This is a genomic window from Streptomyces sp. NPDC048417, from assembly GCF_040651615.1.
Lineage (GTDB): Bacteria > Actinomycetota > Actinomycetes > Streptomycetales > Streptomycetaceae > Streptomyces.
Window position 1 is genome coordinate 227,122 of sequence record NZ_JBEZKI010000007.1, and the last position, 19,934, is coordinate 247,055.

Sequence of the window (19,934 nt, forward strand, 5' to 3'; positions counted from 1 at the left end):
GTCGGACGATGGTCGTGCCGAGACTATGTCCGCGCCTCTGGCGGCAGCCGAGGGATTTCGCGGGCGGCTGAAGCCCGAGAGCCCACCCTTGGTCCGCGCGCAGGACGTCCCTTCCGCTGCGCCGCCTTCGCGGGACTTCCGGGGAACGACAGGTGCCCTACCCGAGTGCTGTCAGCCCTGGTGCGAACGTGATCAGCAGCGGTAGCAGGGGTACCAGTGCGGCCACCGTCGTCGTCAGGGCCCGCTGGCGGCGCAGCAGCCGTGGTGGTGGTTCCAGGAGCCGGTCGACCCGCTCGCCGAGCAGCCGGCGGCTGGAGGCGCAGGACAGGACCCCGCGGTGCTGGTTCAGTTCGATCAGGGCCAGGGCGGTCGTGAGGTGGCCGCAGCGGCGGGATGCCGCGTCGTCGGCGGCGAGTTCGACGAGCCGGTGGGTCTGGTCGCAGAAGTGGGAGAACAGCGGCACGCGCGGGAAGCCCGTGGCCAGCGCGCTGGACAGGTGGAGCAGCCAGTCGTGGTGGGCGCGGGCGTGGCCCCGCTCGTGGGTGAGTACGGCGTCGAGCTGGTGGTTGGTGAGGCGGTGCAGTGCCCCGGTCGTCACGACCAACTGCGGTGGATGCCCGGGCATCCACCAGGCGTCCGGGTATTCGTCCTCCAGCACCAGCATCGGCCCGCGCGCCGCCGGCAGCCCCGCAGGCAGTTCCGGTGCCCGTTCGCGCAGGTGTGCGCGGGTCTGGTCGCGGTGCCGACGGGCCTCGACCAGCTCGCGGGCGAGCATCGCCGTCGTCCACGCGGCCCCGCACGCGAGCAGCACCGTGAGGGCGACCGCCCACAGGGGCGCGACGGACAGGTCGTACGCCGCGGTGACCGCCGGTGGCGCCGGCGCGAACACCCGGTCGCGCACGGTGTGGAAGACGGCCGCCGCGCCCAGGACGAGCGCGGCCAGGCAGCACATCAGCACGGTGGCGACCAAGCACTGCCACACCCACAGCGCGACCACCGGCTCCCGCTCGGGCCACAGGGACTGCACCAGCGCACGTGGCGCGGGCACTGCGGCCGTCAGGGCGACGACGCTCAGCAGGAGCAGGCAGAAGGTCATGCCGAGGCTCCGTTTCCCGATCGGAGAGGTGTGCGGGCGGCGGGTTGTGCGGGAGTGATGCGCCGTTGCGCGACAGAGTGCGTGCGCCGGCGCATCACGTGACGCGTGCGCCGTCGCCTCGCATGGTGCGCGTGCGGGCGCATCGCATGGTGCGTGTCCCGTCAGTATGACGGGACGGAGCGCTCCGAGTCAGGTGCCGACGAGGATCCGGGTGTCCTCCTCGCCGAACCCCTGCGGACGGCGCGCCGCTGCTCCTGCGCGCACTCCCCGGCCCGACCGCCCCTCACCCCGCCACGACCCGCCCGCTGACCTCGCCGAGTCCCACCCGGCTCCCGCCCGGCCCCGGCGCCCACGCGGACAGCGTCACCACGTCGCCGTCCTCCAGGTACGTCCGCTTGCCGTCCGGGAGTTCGAGTGGGTCCCGCCCGTTCCAGGTGAGCTCCAGCAGCGATCCGCGCTCCGCGGGTTCCGTACCGCTCACCGTGCCGGAGCCGTACAGGTCGCCGGTGCGCAGTGAGGCGCCGTTGACGGTCAGGTGGGCGAGTTGCTGCGCGGCGGTCCAGTACATGGTGGAGAACGGCGGCTCGGACACCACCTGACCGTTGATCGCGATCGACATCCGCAGGTCATAACCCGCGGGTTCCTCGGCGGAGTCGTCCAGGTACGGCAGCAGCGGATGTGTCCGCCGGGGCGGGGCGACCCGTGCGTCCTCCAGCGCGTCCAGCGGGGTGATCCACGCCGAGACAGAGGTGGCGAACGACTTGCCGAGGAACGGGCCGAGCGGGACGTACTCCCAGGCCTGGATGTCGCGCGCCGACCAGTCGTTCAGGAGCGTGAGCCCGAACACGTGCTCCCGGAAGTCGCCCAGCGCCACCGGCCGGCCCTGCTCCGACGGCGTGCCGACGACGAAACCGACCTCGGCTTCGATGTCCAGCCGGACCGACGGGCCGAACACCGGCGCCTCCGAGGGGTCCGAAGACGTCTTCCGCTGGCCCGACGGCCGTACGACGTCCGTCCCCGACACCACGACCGTGCCCGCACGGCCGTGGTAGCCGATAGGCAGGTGCTTCCAGTTGGGGGTGAGCGGTTCGGCGGCGTCGGGGCGGAAGATGTGGCCGGCGTTCCGGGCGTGGTTCTCGGAGGCGTAGAAGTCGACGTAGTCGGCGACCTCGAAGGGCAGGTGCAGGTTCACCGCGTCCAGGGGGTGGAAGAGGGGTTCGATCGCCTCGCGGTGTGCGGGCACGGTCACCCAGGCGGTCAGGGCGCGCCGTACGTCCGACCAGGTGGTGCGTCCCGCGGCCAGCAGCGGGTTGAGGGTCGGGCGGGCCAGCAGCGAGGCGTACGGGGAGCCGAGCGCGAGCGCCGTGGCACCGGCGTCGAGGACGTGGTCGCCGAGGCGGACGCCAACCCTCCGTTCCGTGCTCTCGGGAGTCGAGAACACGCCATAGGGAAGATTGTGCGGGCCGAAGGGGTCACCCTCGGGGACCTCGAAGGGGGGCAAGGGGGGCATGGGGTGGCTGCCTCGCTCTCATCCGTGCCGCGCCGGGCGGTCTATGTGGTGACGTCGCTCTGGCGTTGCGCGGCATTCCATGTGGTCGCGCCACACGTTACGGGTGAGTTGGCTGTCGTGGCAGTGTCTAAAGAGTTCGCAATGTCCGAATAAGCCTTGTCGGAGGTGGCAATTCCGGCTTAGCGTCCTTTGGGGGGACACGGACGGGGTAGGTCCGGTCCGCAGGGGGAGGACACGTGGGGGGACCCGTGGCCAGGAATGCCGTCAGCATGCCGTTCGACGCGGATCGCGACGTGCCCGGCCTGATCGTCAAGTTCGGCGACTATCCGCTGCACCACGGCGGGGTCGGCGCGATTCGCAGTCTGGGCCGCCTGGGCATTCCCATGTACGCGATCACGGAGGACGCCTACACACCGGCGGCCTCCTCCCGTTATCTCAAACGGGCGTTCGTGTGGCCGACAACAGGCGCCGAGGAACCGGATCACCTGGTCGAGGGACTGCTGCGCATCGGCCGCCGCATCGGCCGTCCGACCGTGCTGATCCCCACCGACGAGGAGGCGGCCGTCCTGATCGCCGAGCATCAGGACGCGCTCGGCGACCGTTTCCTCGTCCCGCGTGTGGAGTCCGCACTGCCCCGCCGGCTCGCCAGCAAGCAGGGGCTGCACGAACTCTGTGTCGAACACGGCATCCCCAGTCCGGCGGCCGCCTTCCCGCAGTCGTACGACGAGATCGTCGACTTCGCCGAGAAGGCCCGCTTCCCGATCGTCGCCAAGAACCGAGAGGCGTTCGTCCGGCGCAGTCAGCCCGCCGTCAACGGCACGACGAAGGTCGCCACCCGCGAGGGACTGCTCGCTCTCGCGCGTGACTGGGGCACCCGTCCGGGTGTCATCCTCCAGGAGTACCTCCCGAGGGAGGACGCCGAAGACTGGATCGTGCACGCCTACTTCGACGCCGACTCGAACCCGCGCGCCCTGTTCACCGGCGTCAAGGTGCGCTCGTGGCCGCCGCACGCGGGCATGACCGCGAACGCGTACGTCGTCGACAACCCGGAACTCGCCGACCTCGCCGCACGCTTCATCAAAGAGATCGGCTTCAGCGGCATCATCGACCTCGACCTGCGCTTCGACCGCCGCGACGGGCAGTACAAGCTCCTCGACTTCAACCCGCGCATGGGCGCCCAGTTCCGGCTCTTCGAGAGCGAGTCGGGGGTGGACGTCATCCGTGCCATGCACCTGGATCTGACCGGGCGCCGCGTTCCGGAGGGGGAACAGCGCGCCGGCCACCGGTACGTCGTGGAGAACATCGACCTGCCCGCCCTCCTCGCCTACCGCCGCAGCGGTTATACGACGCCGCACGCGCCCGAGCGGCCGAGCGGGACCGAGCTGGCCTGGCTCGCGGGTGACGACCCGCTGCCGTTCGTCACGATGCTCGCCCGCTTCGTGCGTCCGGGCGCGAAGCACCTCTACCAGCTGTGGCGCACCAACCGCCGCGGCTCCAGCACCGCCACGAAGTAGGCACCACGTTCCTGCGGAGGGACTTCGTGATCCAACCGGTAGCAGTCATAGGTGCCGGGCCCTTCGGCCTGTCCACCGCCGCCCATCTGCGGGCGCGCGGCATCCCCGTCCGGGTCTTCGGCGACCCCATGGTCAGCTGGCGCGACCACATGCCCGAGGGCATGCTCCTGAAGTCGACGCCCGCCGCCTCCAACCTCGACTGCCCGCAGCGCGGGCACACCCTCGCCGACTACTGCGACGCGGCGGGCCTGCGCAGGCTGGTGACCGACGAGGACATCATTCCGGTGGAGACCTTCATCGGCTACGGCGAGTGGTTCCAGGAGAAGCTGGTACCCGAGCTGGAGCGGGTACGGGTGGTCTCCGTGGACCGCGACAAGGCGGCTGGGTTCGAACTCAAGCTGGACTCGGGGGAGGTGTTCACGGCCCGCGCGGTCGTCGTCGCCACCGGTCTGTCGGGGCTCGCCCACGTTCCCGCGGAGCTCGTGGGAGCGACGGCGGACGGGCCCGCGGGACCGGTCTCGCACAGCTCCCAGCACCACGACCTGACCCGGTTCTCCGGCAAGGAACTGATCGTCGTCGGGGCCGGGCAGTCCGCGCTGGAGACGGCCGCTCTCGCGGCCGAAGCGGGCGCCCAGGTGCGGGTGGTCTCCCGCGGACGCGGCAAGGTCGCCTTCGGCGCCCCGCCCTGGGACCAGCCCCGGCTGCGCCCGGAGTCCCCGTTCGGCCGGGCCTGGTCGCTGTGGGCGCTCAGCTACTACCCGCACCCCTACCGCTTCCTCCCCGCGCGGACCCGCCACTACCTGGTCCGCCGGGTGCTCGGGCCGCTCGGCGCCTGGTGGCTGCGCGACCGCTTCGAGGGCAAGGTCCAGGTCCACGCCGTCGTCGGCGTGACCGGCGCCGACACCTCCGACGGTGCCCCCGTCCTCACCGTCCGCACCCATGACGGACGCACCGACCGGCTCACCGCCGACCACGTCGTCGCCGCCACCGGCTACCGCGTGGACACCGCGGCGATGGACTTCCTCGGCCCCGAGCTGCGCACCCGCGTCGCGGTGAGCCGCGGCGCCCCGAAACTCGGCGTCGGATACGTCTCCTCCGTGCCCGGCCTGTACTTCACCGGCCTGCCCGCGGCGGCGTCGTACGGACCGGTGATGCGGTTCGTGTGCGGTACGGAGTTCGCCTCGCCGCGTCTGGCCAAGCACCTGGCCGCTGCCCACGCCTGACACCCGCCCCTGGGCAAGGCCGCCGCCCATCCGGGGCAAGGCCGCCGCCCACCTCTGGGGCCGGGCCGCCACCCGGCTCCGGGGCTACGCCTCCTCGGCCGCCCGCTGCCAGGCCAGGAACTCCTCGATCAGCTCCGGCGGGTTGGCCGCCTCCGTGGCCTCGACCTCCCAGCCCGGGCAGTACATGTCGAAGACCACCACCGGCAGCGCTCGGCCGAGGGCCTTCTCGATACGGCCGCCGGAATGCAGATCCCGCGCCAGCCGTATGCACGCGTCGGCGAAGTGCAGCCCCAACAGGTCGTGCTTCGCGTCCAGTTCGGCGTCGTCGCCGTCCCCGTCGAACCAGAGTCCGAGCCGCCGGACCTCCTCGGTGTACAGCGCGCCGCCGACCGGGTCCTCGGGACAGTTGCCGAGCATCTCGAAGCCGTCGAAGAGCCAGCACGCGTAGTTCCAGCGCGCCTCGCCGGGGTCCGTCGGGTTCCGTTCGGCCTCGTACTGGCTCTCGGTGTTGTAGCCGATCGCCACGTACGGTCTGCGGTCGTCGTCCTCGACCCGCCAGATGCGGAACGACAGCGCGTAGATCTCCGGCCGCGGCTCCCGCGGGAACCGGTCCAGCACCCCGGTCGCCGCCTCCAGCAGATGCGCCCGGAAGTCCCCCGGTACGTCCGTCACCACGCCCGCCCCCGTCCGATCGGTGCCGTCAACACACCGCCAACGTAACGCGCCCCACTGACATCGCCCCATCAAGGCGACGGCTGGCGCCAATTGAGGCCGAAACGCACAGTGAGTCTCAGGGGCGTGCTGTCCGTATTCTCTGATCATGGTCGCACCCTCCCCGTACGCACTGATCGCCACCGACATGGACGGCACGCTGCTGCGCGCCGACGACACCCTGTCGGAACGGTCGCTCGCCGCGCTCGCGCGGGCCGGCCGGGCGGGTGCCCGGCATCTCGTGGTGACCGGCCGTCCCGCGCCGAGAGTGCGCCCCCTCCTGGACGACCTCGGCTGCACGGGTCTCGCGGTCTGCGGCCAGGGCGCGCAGGTGTACGACGCCGGCGCTGACCGGCTGCTGTGGTCGGTCACCCTGGACCGGGAACTGGCGGAGACCGCCCTCGGCAAGATCGAGGCCGAGGTCGGGCAGGTGTACGCGGCGGTCGACCAGGACGGCGTGGACGGGCTCACGCTCATCGAGCCGGGCTATCTGATGCCCCACCCCACGCTGCCCGCGCTGCGCGTCGACCGGCGCGACGACCTGTGGTGCGCGCCCATCAGCAAGGTGCTGCTGCGCCACCACACCCTGTCCGACGACGAACTGGCGGCGACCGCGCGCGCGGTGGTGGGATCGCTGGCGACGGTCACCATGTCGGGGCCGGGAACCGTCGAGCTCCAGCCGTGCGGGGTGACCAAGGCGACCGGGCTGGCGCTGGCCGCCGACCATCTGGGGCTGAGCCCCGAACAGGCCGTCGCCTTCGGGGACATGCCCAACGACATCCCCATGTTCGACTGGGCGTCCTACGGGGTGGCCATGGCCAACGCCCATCTCGAACTCAAGGCGGTGGCCGACGAGATCACTTTGTCGAACGAGGACGACGGCATCGCCGTCGTCCTCGAAAGACTCTTCGGCTGACGGCGCCGGTCAGTACGCGCCGTGCACGTTGTCCATCGAGCCGTACCGCGCGGCGGCGTAGTTGCAGGCGGCGGTGATGTTCGCGACCGGGTCGTAGATGTCGAACGACGTGCCGTCCACGTGGTAGGTCTTGAACGTCGGGTCGATCACCTGGAGCAGACCCTTGGAGGGGATGCCGGCGGCCGCGTTGGAGTCCCAGAGGTTGATGGCCTGCGGGTTGCCGGAGGACTCACGCATCACGTTGCGGTAGATGCCGTTGTAGGAACCCGGGATGTTCTTCTCGGCCATGATCGCGAGCGACTCGCGGATCCAGCCGTCGAGGTTGTTCGGGTACCCGGCAAGCGTCGTGGAAGCCGTCGAGGTGGTGGAAGTGGCGGCGGAGGCGGCGGTCGCCCCGATGAGCGGCAGGGCGAGAACGGCGGCGCCGCTACCGACGACGGCGAGCTTGCGGACGATGCGGTTACGGCGGGGACGGCGGTGCTGGGCGGCAGCAGACATGTCGTGGTTCCTCTCCGTCGCCTGCGGGGTGAGCTGTCGGGTTCGGGCCCGGGGAGTGCCCGGCCGCTCCGCCCTGAGGCGAGGCGACTTCACCCCTAGCCGTTCCGGTACGACGTCCGTCGGTGACATCGGTCGCCCGGTCCGGCGACTTACCTGGTTTCCCCGCTCCTGCCGTGCGAATGGACTCGTCGATGGGTCACGACGGGCGGCGGCAGGATTCGGCGTCCGCCCGGCGAGCGGGAACGTATGCGAGAGCACATGTCCGGAACAAGTACCTGATTCACACAACACGCCGATTGACCTTGATCTGAGTCGTATAGGCCGCTTGATCCTTTGCGGCTGCCAATCCTCAACTCGCCCACAGGGAAAGGTGAGGAAGGGTCGCCTTACCGCCTTTGTGGCACTCCGGGCCACGTGACCTACTTCACGAAACGGCAATTAAGGCGAATCGGACAAGAGGGATTCGCGGAATCCGTTTTTCCCGGCATCAGCGGAAAAGTGCCTCGCAGTCATTCGTGCGGATTGCAGTGATTGGGGTGGAAGAAGTGGCCCGCGTCACAGGCAATTCGGGAGATTGTCCGAATTGCCTTGTTCGGTGGAATTCCGGCTCGATGGGCCGAACCGGTGGGGTCCGGTCGGGTGTGGCTCGGCAGCGGGTTCTGTGCAGCCGGTTCATCCGGTCGTGTGGCCTCTCCGGCGCGCCCTCGTGAACTCCGTGCGGCCCGGGTACGCGCGCGTGCCGCTGATCGTGCGCGGTGGGGAGGTTGACGCCCGGAGGCTTCGTCCGCCCGGGCGTCTCGAAGGCCGTCGGGCGACCCAAGGGCTTGGAATCCGCCGGGAGTTCACCTGTGACGGGCGTACGTGATTCCGCTCACGTCGGAGCAGGGGGTGGCGGGCTCACCGACCCGGCGGCGGGCGGCGCGGCCGTCCACGCGCGTGTGTCCACCGTGAGGGCGGAACCTCCGCCGCACCGCGCGTCGTTGTCATAGTGGCCGTCCGTGGAGGGCCACGGCGACCGCCTTGAGCGGCTCGGGTGCGAGGGCCGCCGTCCGGAGGGACATGCAGCCGTCTCAGGAGGTACCGACCGTGCCGACGCTCGCGTTGCACCGGGGCCGCGCTGTCGGCCGCTCGACGGTCGAGGCCAGCCCCGTCCGTCGGTCGAGGCAAGTCCGGGCTCGTCCGCCACTGGGCGCCACGCGCGCGTGCGCGTGGGGAGCGACGTTCGGACGGCGAACGTCGTGCGGAGGTCCTCGTGCGTGATCTCGTAAGGGGTGCGGGTGCGGATCGGTGCGGTTTGCCCCCGTCGGCTTTGGCGGGCGGCGAAGGGGGTACCTCCGGGCAGGTGACGTCGGGCGGAGAGGGTGTGATCGTCCGTGGTCGGTGGTCTGCCGGACGGTCCGGCGTCGGACCCGGTGACGGCGCTGGTCCGGGACGCGGTCCACGCCTCGGCCGGGGACACGGCTTACGCCCCGGTTCGGGACAACTGTCGGTACTTCCTGTTAAGTCATTGGATGTCAGGTTGTATCGGCTGATCAAAAACATACCGGTCGTGATCCGAAAGCGCCCGAGGTGTAACGGTGGGCGCCCTCGGTGATCGAAACCTGACCGGATACGCTGACTTGAGTGATGGCAGCGACCTATCGACAAACCGTGTAATCGCCAGTGGACACCAGCAGACAGGAGACCCCTCGTGACCGTCGGGCCGTTCGGGCTGAGCGTGCGGGACCAGGCTCTGGAAGCCGATGTCCAGGCCGGATTGACGGCTGTCGAGGAGGGCTTGCTAGAAGCCACCAAAAGTGAGGTCCCGTTCATCACGGAAGCCGCGCAGCACCTCGTGCGGGCCGGCGGGAAGCGGTTCAGGCCGCTGCTGGTGATGCTGGCCGCGCAGTTCGGTGACCCGTACGCGCCGGGCGTGGTGCCGTCGGCCGTGGTCGTCGAGCTGACCCACCTGGCCACGCTGTACCACGACGACGTCATGGACGAGGCGGCCGTGCGGCGCGGGGTCGACAGCGCCAACACCCGATGGGGCAACTCGGTCGCCGTCCTCACCGGTGACTTCCTCTTCGCGCGCGCCTCGCAGATCCTCGCCGACCTCGGACCCGAGGCGGTGCGGGTCCAGGCCCTCGCGTTCGAACGCTTGGTGACGGGCCAGATCCTGGAGACGGCGGGTCCGTCGGACGGGCGTGACCCGGTCGACCACTACCTCGACGTGCTCGGCGGCAAGACCGGCTCGCTGGTGGCGGTCTCCTGCCGCTTCGGCGCGATGATGTCCGGCGCCGACGAGACGGTCGTGGACGTCCTCACCCAGTACGGCGAACGCCTCGGTGTCGCCTTCCAGCTCGCCGACGACGTCCTGGACATCGCCTCCGACTCCCACGAGTCCGGCAAGACCCCGGGGACCGACCTCCGCGAGGGTATCCCCACGCTTCCGGTGCTTCGGCTGCGGGAGCGGGCGGCGCGGCTGGGCCTGGCCGAGGACATCGCACTGTGCGAGCTGCTGGACTCCGACCTCACGGACGACGCGCGGCACGCGGAGGCCCTGACGGCCCTGCGGGCGCATCCGGCCCTGGAGCAGGCGCGCCGGGACACGATCCGGTACGCGGAGGAGGCCCGGGCCGCGCTGGCCCCGCTGGTCGAATGCGACGCGAAGGTGACGCTCCTGGAGCTGTGCGACGCGGTGGTGCACCGGGCGGGCTAGCCCCCTGCCCATGCTGCCGACTTGGTTTCCCGAGAGGCCGAGCCCAGGAGTAAATTCCTGTGACGCACGTCACACTCCTGGACTGAGTCCAATCTAGGATCTGCTCCGTACCCCTCCCCAGAAGCCGACGCAGGGGGCGTCGGCTGACACAGGGGGAGAGAACGGAATCATGGTCATCAATGCAACGCGCCGCAAGAGCCTCGTCGCCGCAGCCGTCACCGTGACCGCTCTCGGCGGTGCCGCCGTCCCGGCATCCGCCGCCACCAGCCACAGTGCAGCCCGGCTCAGCTCCATCAGCCACAGCTCCACCGGCTCCACCCGCTCCGTCGTCCTCGTCGCCAGTCTGCGCGGCGCCAACGAGGTGCCCGTCGCCGGTGGGCCCGCCGTCGGGGACAAGGACGGCGTGGCACTGGAGTTCATCCAGGTCAAGGGGGGCAAGGTGACCGTCGCCGTGACCTGGCGCGGTACCGGCAGGCCGACCGACCTGCACATCCATCAGGGCGCCGAGGGGACCAACGGCGGGGTGAAGATCGACTTCGGGAAGCTGCTGAAGAAGGCCAAGGGGCACAGCGTCACCGGCAGTGTCAAGGTCACCGACAAGGCCCTGCTCAAACAGCTCACCACCGACCCCGGATCCTTCTACGCCAACCTGCACACCGCCGAGTTCCCGGGCGGGGCGGTCCGCGGCCAACTGCACGCCGTCACCACCGTCACCGACCTCGGGGGCGGCGGCCTCCAGGCCTCCGTCATCACCGGCAGGCAGATCTACGAGTGCAAGGCGGCCGACGGCGGCGGCTACGCCTTCGCCCAGCGTGACGTCAGCGCCAAACTCGGCGGCGGCATCCGGCACTCCTTCGTCGCACCCGGCTCCGGCACCCCGCAGTGGGTCGCCCCCGACGGCAGCGCGGTCACCGGGACGGTCCTGACCAAGACGCCGAACGGCGACGGCAACATCCCCGAGCTGGACCTCAGGACCACCCGGTCGGGCAAGAAGCACGGCCTGCTCGCGCACACCGGCGAGATCCTGCGCCTGAACACCGTCGGCGGCGTCGCCCCGGCCGGCTCCTGCACCCCGGGTGCCGTCGTCGGCGTCCCCTACCGGGCCGACTACGTGTTCGTGCAGCAACACTGAGTGAACACGGCACGTGACAGCAAGTGACAGGAGGCGCCTTCGCGCGCGACCCCTACGGGTCGGAGGAGGCGCCTCCACCCTTGTGTCATACCGCAGGCGTACGCGGAGTTGGCTCCCGGGGCTGACGCATCAGAGGCCCCGATTTGGTGAGATGGAAACCACGGAAATCACCACCACTCACCGATTCGGGTGAGAATGGCGGCTCAGGGTGGGAACACGTGCGAGCACAGCCGCCGCCGACGACGGAGGTAAGGCACACATGGCACCGTACGAAACCGAGGGCAGCACGGGGGCCGCGCAGGCCGACGACGAGCTGCGCGCCGAGCGGCGGCGCAAGGCCGCACGATACGTCGTCCCGGTCGCGGTCATGGGGGTGGCCGCGGCCACGATCGGACTGGTTCCGGCGCTCGCCGACTCCGGCGACCCCGACCTGCCGAAGATCACCGCTCAGGAACTCATCGACAAGATCGCCAAGTCGGACGTGCAGCAGCTGTCCGGCACGGTGAAGATCAGCACCGACCTCGGCCTGCCCGACCTCGGTGGTCTGGAGAGCGGCCTGATGTCCGGCGCGGCCCAGGGCGGCGACGGCTCGTCCGCCGACCCGACGACCAAGCTCACCGAGCTGGCCTCCGGCACGCACACGCTGCGCGTGGCCGCCGCCGGCCCCGAGAAGCAGAAGGTGTCGCTGCTGGAGAGCGGCGCCGAGTACAGCCTCATCCACAACGGCACGGACGTGTGGGGCTACGACAGCAAGTCCAACGAGGTCTACCACTCCACCGCCGCCGACTCCGGCAAGGCCGAGCAGCACGAAACCCCGGCCACACCGAAGGACTTCGCCGACGACGTCCTCAAGTCGGTCGACGACACCACGTCGGTGAAGGTCGACGGCACCGCCCAGGTCGCCGGCCGTGACGCCTACCGGCTCGTCATCAAGCCCAAGCAGTCCGGTACGACGGTCGGCGCGATCAGCATCGCGGTGGACGCCAAGACCGGTACCCCGCTGAAGTTCACGCTCACCCCGTCGAGCGGCGGCGCGGCCGTGATCGACGCCGGCTACACCCAGGTCAGCTTCGGCAAGCCGGCCGCCTCGACCTTCGACTTCACCCCGCCCAAGGGCGCCAAGGTCACCGAGGGCGACAGCCTCGACAAGGCGAACCGGGCCGACAAGGGCGACAAGGGCGACAAGATAACGAAGTCGCCGGGCCAGGGCACTCCCGAGGAGCTCGGCAAGAACGGCTTCGACGTCCTCGGCAAGGGCTGGAACTCCATAGCCGTCCTCGACACCGGCAGCAAGGGCGGGCTGCCCACCGGCTCCGCCTCCGGCGGTGGTGACCTCGGCGGCTTCCTCGGCTCGCTCGGCGACCCGGTCTCCGGCAAGTTCGGCAAGGGCACGGTCTTCTCCACCCGGCTGATCAACGCCCTGATCACGGACGACGGCAAGGTGTACGTCGGCGCGGTGGACAAGGCGGCGCTGGTGAAGGCGGCGAACGCGAGGTAGCCAGGGCGGACGGGTACCCCGGTACCCTGTGCCGCACGACGAATCGAGGGAGCCGATGGACCAACCGTCCGCCACGGAGCCGGAGTCGGAGGACCAGGGGCAGGACGACCCGGGCCGGGAGGGCCCGGGCCAGGACGGCCCGGCACACGCGAGCGTCATCGACACCCGCGGCCTCACCAAGCGCTACCGCGGCGGACAGCTCGCCGTGGACGGTCTCGACCTGACCGTCCCGGCGGGCAGCGTCTTCGGCTTCCTCGGTCCGAACGGCTCCGGCAAGACGACCACCATCCGCATGCTGATGGGCCTGATCACCCCCACCTCGGGCACGGCCCGCGTCCTGGGCCGCCCGATGCCGCGCGCCTCCCGCACCGTACTGCCCCAGGTCGGCGCCCTCATCGAGGGCCCGGCGCTGTATGGCTTCCTCTCCGGCCGCGACAATCTGCTGCGGTACGACGCCGCCGACCCGACCGCCGACCCGCGCACCCGGCGCACCCGCGTCGAGGCCGCGCTGGACCGGGTGGGCCTGACGGCCGCAGCCGCGAAGAAGGCGAAGGCCTACTCCCTGGGCATGAAGCAGCGCCTGGGGCTCGCCGCCGCACTGCTCCAGCCCCGCAAACTGCTGGTCCTGGACGAGCCCACCAACGGCCTCGACCCCCAGGGCATGCGGGAGATCCGTTCCCTGGTGCGGGAGCTGGCCGGGGACGGCACGACCGTCTTCCTCTCCTCCCACCTCCTCGACGAGATCGAGCAGGTCTGCACCCACGCCGCCGTGATGGCGCAGGGCCGGCTGATCACCCAGGGCGCGGTGGCCGACCTGGCGGCCGGGGCCCGTGGCCGGCTCGTGGTGACCACCCCGGACACCGGCGAGGCGGCCCGGGTGCTCAAGGAGCAGGGCGTCCCGGATGTCGTCACCGCCGAGGACCGGGTCACCGGCGAGCCGCCCGAGCGCGACCTCGCCGAGGTCAACGCGGCGCTCGTGGCGGCGGGCGTGCGCGTACGCGGCTTCACACTCGAACGGGCCTCCCTGGAGGACGCGTTCGTGGCGCTGACCGGGGAGGGCTTCGATGTCGCAGGCTGACGTGGCGGTCGTGGAACGAACGGCCGTACGGCCGAACCCGCTGTGGACCCTCGGCCTGCTCCGCAGCGAGCTGGCCATCACCCTGCGGCGCTGGCGCACCCTCGCGCTGCTCGGCGTGCTGGCGGCGGTGCCGGTTCTGGTCGGGGTAGCCGTCAAGATCGAGACGGGGGGCGACGGCCAGGCCGGCAGAGGCGGTGGCGGAGGCGGCGGCCCCGCGTTCATCGCGCAGATCACCAACAACGGACTGTTCCTGGTGTTCACGGCACTGGCCGCGACCCTCCCGTTCTTCCTTCCGATGGCGGTCGGGGTGGTGGCCGGGGACGCGATCGCCGGCGAGGCCAGCGCGGGCACCCTGCGTTATCTGCTGGTCGCCCCCGCGGGCCGCACCCGGCTGCTGCTCACCAAGTACGCGACGACGATGGCTTTCTGTCTGCTGGCCACCCTGGTGGTGGCCGCCTCCGCCCTCGCCGTCGGCGCGATCCTCTTCCCGCTCGGCGACCTGACCACCATCTCCGGCACCCGGATCCCGTTCACCGAGGGCCTCGGCCGGGCCCTGCTGATCGCCCTGGTGGTGGCGGCCTCCCTGACCGGCGTAGCGGCGCTGGGCCTGTTCGTGTCCACGCTGACCAGCAGCGGCATCGCGGCGATGGCGACCACCGTCGGCCTGCTGATCACCGTCCAGATCCTCGACCAGATCCCCCAGCTGCACGCGCTCCAGCCGTACTTCTTCTCCCACTACTGGCTGTCCTTCGCCGACCTGGTGCGCGACCCCGTCTACTGGGCCGACCTGGTCAAAAACCTGGAGCTGCAGGCCCTGTACGTGGCGGTGTTCGGGTCCGCGGCCTGGGCGCGGTTCACGACGAAGGACATCACGGCGTAACGGCGGGGGCGGCATCGCCCACCGCGAAGCGGGCCAGTGGTGCCTCCCCGGCGAAGAACTCCTTGGCCCGCGCCAGCGCCTCGGCGTCCTTGAGGACATCCCCTCGCGCGCTGCCGTTGCCGAGCAGCACCCCGCCGAAGCGCATGCCCATGTAGGCGGCCGAGTTGTGGAGCAAGCCGGCGTACGGATCAGCGACCGACGGCTCGTGGTCCGCCAGCACGGCCACCCCCCACAAGGTGCGCCCGGCCAGGGTCGCCCTGAAGTCGAGACCGGGGGTACGCAGCCAGCCCGACCAGTAGTCCAGGTAGCGCTTGGTGAGGCCGGACACCGAGTACCAGTACACCGGCGAGACGATCACGATGTCGGTCGCGGCGAGCGTCGCGTCGAGCAGCAGCCCGGTGTGGGTGCCGGCGGGTGCCCGGACGAAGTCGGCGTCGCGTCGCAGATCCACGAAGTCCGGCAGCGGATGGTCGGCCAGACTGATCCACCGCTGTTCGACGTCCGCGGGTAGCTGCTCGGCGGCTCGGCGTGCCAGCAGTTCGGTGTTGCCGTCGAGACGGGAACTGCCCAGCACGAACAGGAAACGGCGAGTCACGAGATCCCCCAGGTGAGCGGCGTGCGAAGAATAACCGTGTCTGCATCTTATGCGTACGCATTCAAGTTGGCCAGGGTGCCGGCGCCGGGCCGGACGCCGGATGGCCCCCTTCCTGATGCGAGGCTGTGACGTCGCGGTGACGCGTGGGCCGAGGGGAGCGGCCAGACTTGACCGTACGCACGGGTACGACCGGACGGTGACGCCGGGGGAATGAGGGCCGATGTCCCGACTCAGCCGCGAGACGAAGCGGGAAGCTCAGCAGACCGACCGGCCGGCGCAACCGGTCGAGGTCCGCGTGACGGGCGGCGCCGCGACCGTGGACGGCGTACCGCTGTTCCCCGCGCCCGGTGAGGAACCCCAGCAGGCGGTCCTCAACCACCTGCAGCGCCTCGCCCACGCCACCGGCCTTCCCGTCCTCGCCACTGTTCACGACAGTCGCATCGGCTATGTCGTCCGCCTCCAGGTGAACCTGGACGGCTCCAGCAGCTTCACCGGCGACCCGGTACGGATGGCCGTGCCCGGTACGCCGAACGCGCCCGTTCCCCAGGATTCGGCACCGCAGACCGGCCGGGACCGGCCGGCGCATCTCCTGCACGCCGTCGACGAACCGCCGACCGCGGGCACGCCGGGCGCGGGCACGCCGGGCGCGGAGGCGGCGGTTACGGAAGCGGCTCCTACGTTCCCGCTACGGTCGGTCCCCGAACCGCCAGTCGCGGCACCGTCGGCGCCCGGCACGGTCCAGCCGCCGACCGGGGTGTTCGGCCCGCCGCCCGTCATGGACGGAACCCCCACCCCTGCCGTCGTACCCGTCCCCGCCGTCGTCGCCGCCGCCCCCGCCGTCGTACCCCCTCAGCCCGTCACCAGGCCTCAGCCGGCGGCGCCCCGGACCGACCCTGGTGCCGAACGTACAGAGCCCCGCACAGAGCCCCTCGTGGAACGGGAGTCCGCCGGTGTCTTCGACCCCGACCCCAGGCACACCCCGGCCCGCGGTTTCGACGCCGTCGCTGAGGAGGTGCTCGGGGACGAGCCCGTGACCGTGACCGCGGAGGGGGCCGCACTGCTCACCGAGCCGGTGTCGCGGATCAACGAGGCCGTCCGGGCGGGCCGTATCGAAGTGGCGGCCGAGCTCGCGGAGCGCACCGTCGCCGAGGCCTCCGCGACCCTCGGTGACGGTCACACCGAGGTGCTGCACCTGCGCGAGCTGACCGCCTACATCGCCTACCTGGCGGGCGACCCGCTGCGTGCCTTCCACCTCTCCCTCGACCTGGCCCGGCAGCACCGGCAGGCCCGGGACGCCGAGGGGGCGTACGGGAACGTGCGGAGCGCGGCCACCGCCTGGCGCGCGGTGCGCGACCCGGAGCATGGGCTGCGCCTCGGCCGCGACCTGATCGACCTCTGGGCGCAGCTCACCACCGAGGACGGCCCGGCCGCCGACGACCCCGAGGAACTGGAGTCCGCCCGCGCCCGGATGGGCCGCCTCACCGAGCGCGCCCGCCGCGCGGCCGGGAACGCCTGAGCGTCGGCCGGCCACAGTGGGCCGGCCGGTCACTCGGCCGGTCACTGCACGCAGAACTCGTTTCCCTCCGGGTCGGCCATCACCGTCCACTCCCCGGCCGGCTCGGACACATGCCGCACCACCGTCGCGCCCAGCCCTTCGAGCCGCGCCACCTCGTCCGCCCGCTTGCCCGTCTCGGCGTGCAGGTCCATGTGGAGCCGGTTCTTGCCGGACTTTCCTTCCGGCACCCGCTGGAACAGCAGCCGCCGGCCCAGCCCGGTCCCGCGCTCCTGGTCGACCGGGTCGTCCGGATGCCGTACGGCGATCAGGTCACGGAAGGCGGCACGGCCGTGGTACTCCACGGTCGCCGCGCCGGGCAGCGCGCCCAGCTCCAGCAGGCGTTCGACCAACGCGCTGTTGTCCTCGGCCACGTAGTGCAGTGCGGCGGCCCAGAAGTCGGCCTGTGCGTGCGGGTCGCGGGCGTCGACGACGAGTTTCCAGTGCAGGGGTGCGGGCGTCTGCGTCATGCCGCCCACTTATAGCCGACGGCCGTCGGCGTCACACCTGACTTCGGGGAGTCTCCACGGCCGCCGTCACCGGCCGGGGTACGGCCGCCGCCGCGAGCGCCCGCGCGGACCGGCGGGCGGTGCGCAGCGCGTCCCAGGTGAGCAGGGCGAGGGCGACCCAGACCAGGGCGAAGCCGGCCCAGCGCTCGGCGGGCATCGCCTCGTGGAAGTAGAGGATGCCGAGCAGGAACTGGAAGACCGGCGCCAGGTACTGCAGCAGACCGAGCGTGGAGAGCGGGACGCGGATCGCGGCGGCGCCGAAGCAGACCAGCGGAAGCGCGGTGACGATGCCGGTGGAGGCCAGCAGGGCGGCGTGCCCGGCACCGTCGTTGACGAAGCTGGACTCGCCGTGGCCGGCCAGCCACAGCAGATAGCCGAGCGCGGGCAGGAACTGGATCGCCGTCTCCGCCGCGAGTGACTCCACGCCGCCGAGGTTGACCTTCTTCTTGACGAGTCCGTAGGTCGCGAAGGAGAAGGCTAGGACGAGCGAGATCCACGGCGGCTGCCCGTAACCCACGGTCAGCACGACCACGGCGGCGAAGCCGACGCCCACCGCCGTCCACTGCGCGGGCCGCAGCCGTTCCTTCAGCAGCAGCACGCCCATGGCGATGGTCACCAGGGGGTTGATGAAGTAGCCGAGTGAGGCCTCGACGACGTGACCGGAGTTCACGGCCCAGATGTAGACGCCCCAGTTGACGGTGATCACGGCGGCTGCGACCGTCACCAGTGCCAGTCGGCGCGGCTGCCGCAGCAGCTCGCCGGCCCAGGCCCAGCGTCGTACGAAGGCCAGCGCGACGGCGACGAAGACCAGGGACCACACCATCCGGTGGGCCAGGATCTCCAGGGCCCCGGCGGGCTTCAGCAACGGCCAGAAGAGGGGGACTAGGCCCCACATCCCGTAGGCCGCGAAGCCGTTCACCAGCCCCGTCCGCCGCTCACCCCTCGATATCTCGGCCACCGGCCCTCCTCACGCCCAGCTCCAGCACACCGGGACGAAGGTAGCGCCGAGCACCCCCGCCTGTCATGGCCGTATCGGCATACGGTCATGACAGACCGGGGGTGGGCCTTCCCGAGCCTTCCCGAGCCTCCCGGGCCTCCCCGGATCTCCCGGGCCTCCCAGCGGCTGCCTGGGGCAGGGCCTACTTCAGCGCGTCCGCGACGGCCTCGGAGATCGGGGAGGTCGGGCGGCCGGCCAGGCGGGAGAGGTCCCCGGAGTCGACGACCAGTTCGCCCTTGGCGATCGACGCGTCGACGCCGACCAGGATGGTGGCGAACGCCTCCGGCACGCCGGCGCCGGTGAGGATGGACTGGAGCACCTCGCCGGGCACGGAGTTGTAGGCGATCTCCTTGCCGGTCTGCCGCGCGATCTCGGCCGCGTACTCGGCGAGGCTCCAGGCGACGTCGCCGCCCAGCTCGTACGTCTGGTTCTCGTGGCCCTCGCCGGTCAGTACGGCGACGGCGGCGGCCGCGTAGTCCGCGCGGGAGGCCGAGGAGACCCGACCCTCACCCGCGGCCGCGACGACGGCGTCGTGCTCCAGCACCGGGGCGAGGTTCTCGGTGTAGTTCTCGTGGTACCAGCCGTTGCGCAGCAGGGCGTAGGGCAGGCCGGAGGCGAGCAGCAGCTCCTCGGTGGCGCGGTGGTCGTCCACCAGCGAGGCCGTCAGGCTGCCCGGGGCGCTGGTGTACGCGAGCAGGGCCACGCCGGCCGCCTTGGCCGCGTCGATGACGACCCTGTGCTGCTGCGGGCGGCCCTTGTCGAACTCGTTGCCCGAGATCAGCAGCACCTTGTCGCCGGCGGCGAAGAGACCGTCGAAGGTCTCGGGGGAGTTGTAGTCGGCGACGGCGATGTTGACGCCCCGGGCGGCGTAGTCGGCGGCCTTGGCCTTGTCGCGGACGACGGCGGTGATCTGCTCGGCCGGGACCTTCTCGAGCAGCTGCGTCACGACGTGACGGCCGAGGTGTCCGGTGGCTCCGGTGACAACGATGCTCATGGTCTGCGATCTCCTTGTGGGGTTCCGTTGTCACTAACCCTAGGGTGTGCGCTAACCAGAAGAAAGTACCCACTTTGAAGTAAGGTACTGGCGTGGCCGTAAGTACCCCGGAAGTCGAGAACCGCGCCGACGCACCCGCCGGGAGGACCGACAAGTACGTCGTCGGCGAGGCGATGTGCCCGTACCGCCTGGTTCTGGAGCACGTCACCAGCCGCTGGGGTGTCCTGGTCCTGATCGAGCTCCTTGACCGCCCCCACCGCTTCAGCGAACTGCGCCGCGCCATCGGCCGGGTCAGCGAGAAGATGCTCACCCAGACCCTCCAGACCCTGGAACGGGACGGCATGGTCCACCGGGACGCCAAGCCCGTCATCCCGCCCCGGGTCGACTACTCCCTCACCGACCTCGGCCGCGAGGCGGCCCGGCAGGTACGGGACCTGGCGCTGTGGACCGAACGGCGGATGGCGGACGTGACCCGGGCCCGGGAGGCGTACGACGAGGCGAAGCGCGCCTGAACGCGAAGCGGGGCCGGACAC

The 19,934-nt window shown here is 71.1% G+C and carries 18 protein-coding genes and 1 riboswitch; of the genes, 10 read left to right on the plus strand and 8 right to left on the minus strand.

Going from position 1 to position 19,934, the window contains the following annotated elements; translation table 11 throughout:
- Nucleotides 1-157: 157 nt before the first annotated feature.
- Nucleotides 158-1,096 carry a M56 family metallopeptidase gene (locus AB0D59_RS13720; protein WP_362564489.1) on the minus strand — a complete coding sequence of 313 codons (939 nt, stop codon included), beginning with the start codon at nucleotides 1,094-1,096 and terminating at the stop codon, nucleotides 158-160.
- A 283-nt stretch (nucleotides 1,097-1,379) separates the two neighbouring features.
- Nucleotides 1,380-2,597, minus strand: coding sequence for a fumarylacetoacetase (fahA, locus tag AB0D59_RS13725; protein ID WP_362564668.1), 1,218 nt, complete (start codon nucleotides 2,595-2,597; stop codon nucleotides 1,380-1,382).
- 278 nt (nucleotides 2,598-2,875) lie between these two features.
- Here fahA and AB0D59_RS13730 point away from each other — a divergent pair, with 278 nt between their 5' ends.
- Both AB0D59_RS13730 and AB0D59_RS13735 read left to right on the plus strand, forming a co-directional pair.
- On the plus strand, nucleotides 2,876-4,120 hold the full coding sequence (locus AB0D59_RS13730) for an ATP-grasp domain-containing protein (RefSeq protein WP_362564490.1): 1,245 nt from the start codon (nucleotides 2,876-2,878) through the stop codon (nucleotides 4,118-4,120).
- 26 nt (nucleotides 4,121-4,146) lie between these two features.
- On the plus strand, nucleotides 4,147-5,343 hold the full coding sequence (locus tag AB0D59_RS13735; protein ID WP_362564492.1) for an FAD-dependent oxidoreductase: 1,197 nt from the start codon (nucleotides 4,147-4,149) through the stop codon (nucleotides 5,341-5,343).
- An 84-nt stretch (nucleotides 5,344-5,427) separates the two neighbouring features.
- On the opposite strand, the gene AB0D59_RS13740 is transcribed toward AB0D59_RS13735, so the two are convergent.
- Nucleotides 5,428-6,015: a hypothetical protein gene (locus tag AB0D59_RS13740; RefSeq protein ID WP_362564493.1), complete on the minus strand. Its 588-nt coding sequence runs from the start codon at nucleotides 6,013-6,015 to the stop codon at nucleotides 5,428-5,430.
- Nucleotides 6,016-6,163: 148 nt separating this feature from the next.
- On the opposite strand from AB0D59_RS13740, the gene AB0D59_RS13745 reads away from it, so the two are divergent.
- Nucleotides 6,164-6,970 (plus strand): HAD family hydrolase, encoded by an 807-nt coding sequence (locus AB0D59_RS13745; protein ID WP_362564495.1) that lies wholly within the window; start codon nucleotides 6,164-6,166, stop codon nucleotides 6,968-6,970.
- Between the two features lie 9 nt (nucleotides 6,971-6,979).
- Here the strand turns inward: AB0D59_RS13745 and AB0D59_RS13750 are convergent, their stop codons facing one another.
- Nucleotides 6,980-7,468 carry a transglycosylase SLT domain-containing protein gene (locus AB0D59_RS13750; protein WP_362564496.1) on the minus strand — a complete coding sequence of 163 codons (489 nt, stop codon included), beginning with the start codon at nucleotides 7,466-7,468 and terminating at the stop codon, nucleotides 6,980-6,982.
- Between the two features lie 5 nt (nucleotides 7,469-7,473).
- A riboswitch (cyclic di-AMP (ydaO/yuaA leader) is annotated at nucleotides 7,474-7,669 on the minus strand.
- Nucleotides 7,670-9,158: 1,489 nt separating this feature from the next.
- Between AB0D59_RS13750 and AB0D59_RS13755 the strand changes: the two genes are divergently transcribed.
- The 5 genes from AB0D59_RS13755 (at nucleotide 9,159) to AB0D59_RS13775 (ending at nucleotide 14,754) form a co-directional block, all read left to right on the plus strand.
- Entirely contained in the window at nucleotides 9,159-10,166 is a 1,008-nt protein-coding gene (locus AB0D59_RS13755; RefSeq protein WP_362564498.1) for a polyprenyl synthetase family protein, read from the plus strand.
- A 169-nt stretch (nucleotides 10,167-10,335) separates the two neighbouring features.
- Complete coding sequence (locus AB0D59_RS13760; RefSeq protein WP_362564499.1) at nucleotides 10,336-11,298, plus strand: CHRD domain-containing protein; 963 nt, start codon at nucleotides 10,336-10,338, stop codon at nucleotides 11,296-11,298.
- A 259-nt stretch (nucleotides 11,299-11,557) separates the two neighbouring features.
- The gene (locus tag AB0D59_RS13765) at nucleotides 11,558-12,796 is read left to right on the plus strand and encodes a DUF2092 domain-containing protein (protein WP_362564500.1); all 1,239 of its coding nucleotides are present in this window, start codon (nucleotides 11,558-11,560) and stop codon (nucleotides 12,794-12,796) included.
- 55 nt (nucleotides 12,797-12,851) lie between these two features.
- Nucleotides 12,852-13,874, plus strand: coding sequence for an ABC transporter ATP-binding protein (locus AB0D59_RS13770; RefSeq protein WP_362564502.1), 1,023 nt, complete (start codon nucleotides 12,852-12,854; stop codon nucleotides 13,872-13,874).
- The gene (locus tag AB0D59_RS13775; protein ID WP_362564503.1) at nucleotides 13,861-14,754 is read left to right on the plus strand and encodes an ABC transporter permease; all 894 of its coding nucleotides are present in this window, start codon (nucleotides 13,861-13,863) and stop codon (nucleotides 14,752-14,754) included. The genes AB0D59_RS13770 and AB0D59_RS13775 overlap by 14 nt, the downstream gene beginning before the upstream one ends.
- Here the strand turns inward: AB0D59_RS13775 and AB0D59_RS13780 are convergent.
- A complete protein-coding gene (locus AB0D59_RS13780; RefSeq protein ID WP_362564504.1) occupies nucleotides 14,744-15,349 on the minus strand; it encodes an NAD(P)H-dependent oxidoreductase in 606 nt (201 codons plus the stop codon). The genes AB0D59_RS13775 and AB0D59_RS13780 overlap by 11 nt on opposite strands.
- Before the next feature lie 220 nt (nucleotides 15,350-15,569).
- Here AB0D59_RS13780 and AB0D59_RS13785 point away from each other — a divergent pair, with 220 nt between their 5' ends.
- On the plus strand, nucleotides 15,570-16,865 hold the full coding sequence (locus AB0D59_RS13785) for a tetratricopeptide repeat protein (protein WP_362564506.1): 1,296 nt from the start codon (nucleotides 15,570-15,572) through the stop codon (nucleotides 16,863-16,865).
- A 41-nt stretch (nucleotides 16,866-16,906) separates the two neighbouring features.
- Here the strand turns inward: AB0D59_RS13785 and AB0D59_RS13790 are convergent, their stop codons facing one another.
- From AB0D59_RS13790 to AB0D59_RS13800, 3 genes are all read right to left on the minus strand, one after another.
- Nucleotides 16,907-17,371 (minus strand): VOC family protein, encoded by a 465-nt coding sequence (locus tag AB0D59_RS13790; protein ID WP_362564507.1) that lies wholly within the window; start codon nucleotides 17,369-17,371, stop codon nucleotides 16,907-16,909.
- A 31-nt stretch (nucleotides 17,372-17,402) separates the two neighbouring features.
- Nucleotides 17,403-18,368, minus strand: a complete 966-nt coding sequence (gene rarD / locus AB0D59_RS13795; protein WP_362564508.1) for an EamA family transporter RarD — start codon at nucleotides 18,366-18,368, stop codon at nucleotides 17,403-17,405.
- Nucleotides 18,369-18,549: 181 nt separating this feature from the next.
- The gene (locus AB0D59_RS13800) at nucleotides 18,550-19,401 is read right to left on the minus strand and encodes an SDR family oxidoreductase (RefSeq protein ID WP_362564510.1); all 852 of its coding nucleotides are present in this window, start codon (nucleotides 19,399-19,401) and stop codon (nucleotides 18,550-18,552) included.
- Nucleotides 19,402-19,574: 173 nt separating this feature from the next.
- On the opposite strand from AB0D59_RS13800, the gene AB0D59_RS13805 reads away from it, so the two are divergent.
- The gene (locus AB0D59_RS13805; RefSeq protein WP_362564669.1) at nucleotides 19,575-19,913 is read left to right on the plus strand and encodes a helix-turn-helix domain-containing protein; all 339 of its coding nucleotides are present in this window, start codon (nucleotides 19,575-19,577) and stop codon (nucleotides 19,911-19,913) included.
- Nucleotides 19,914-19,934 lie beyond the last annotated feature (21 nt).

What these genes read in the sequence shown, in the direction of transcription:
- AB0D59_RS13720 (WP_362564489.1), bottom strand. Translation starts at nt 1,096, where the DNA reads ATGACCTTCTGCCTGCTCCTGCTGAGCGTCGTCGCCCTGACGGCCGCA.
- AB0D59_RS13730 (WP_362564490.1), top strand. Translation starts at nt 2,876, where the DNA reads ATGCCGTTCGACGCGGATCGCGACGTGCCCGGCCTGATCGTCAAGTTC.
- AB0D59_RS13745 (WP_362564495.1), top strand. Translation starts at nt 6,164, where the DNA reads ATGGTCGCACCCTCCCCGTACGCACTGATCGCCACCGACATGGACGGC.
- AB0D59_RS13750 (WP_362564496.1), bottom strand. Translation starts at nt 7,468, where the DNA reads ATGTCTGCTGCCGCCCAGCACCGCCGTCCCCGCCGTAACCGCATCGTC.
- AB0D59_RS13760 (WP_362564499.1), top strand. Translation starts at nt 10,336, where the DNA reads ATGGTCATCAATGCAACGCGCCGCAAGAGCCTCGTCGCCGCAGCCGTC.
- AB0D59_RS13765 (WP_362564500.1), top strand. Translation starts at nt 11,558, where the DNA reads ATGGCACCGTACGAAACCGAGGGCAGCACGGGGGCCGCGCAGGCCGAC.
- AB0D59_RS13770 (WP_362564502.1), top strand. Translation starts at nt 12,852, where the DNA reads ATGGACCAACCGTCCGCCACGGAGCCGGAGTCGGAGGACCAGGGGCAG.
- AB0D59_RS13775 (WP_362564503.1), top strand. Translation starts at nt 13,861, where the DNA reads ATGTCGCAGGCTGACGTGGCGGTCGTGGAACGAACGGCCGTACGGCCG.
- AB0D59_RS13785 (WP_362564506.1), top strand. Translation starts at nt 15,570, where the DNA reads ATGTCCCGACTCAGCCGCGAGACGAAGCGGGAAGCTCAGCAGACCGAC.
- AB0D59_RS13790 (WP_362564507.1), bottom strand. Translation starts at nt 17,371, where the DNA reads ATGACGCAGACGCCCGCACCCCTGCACTGGAAACTCGTCGTCGACGCC.
- AB0D59_RS13800 (WP_362564510.1), bottom strand. Translation starts at nt 19,401, where the DNA reads ATGAGCATCGTTGTCACCGGAGCCACCGGACACCTCGGCCGTCACGTC.
- AB0D59_RS13805 (WP_362564669.1), top strand. Translation starts at nt 19,575, where the DNA reads ATGTGCCCGTACCGCCTGGTTCTGGAGCACGTCACCAGCCGCTGGGGT.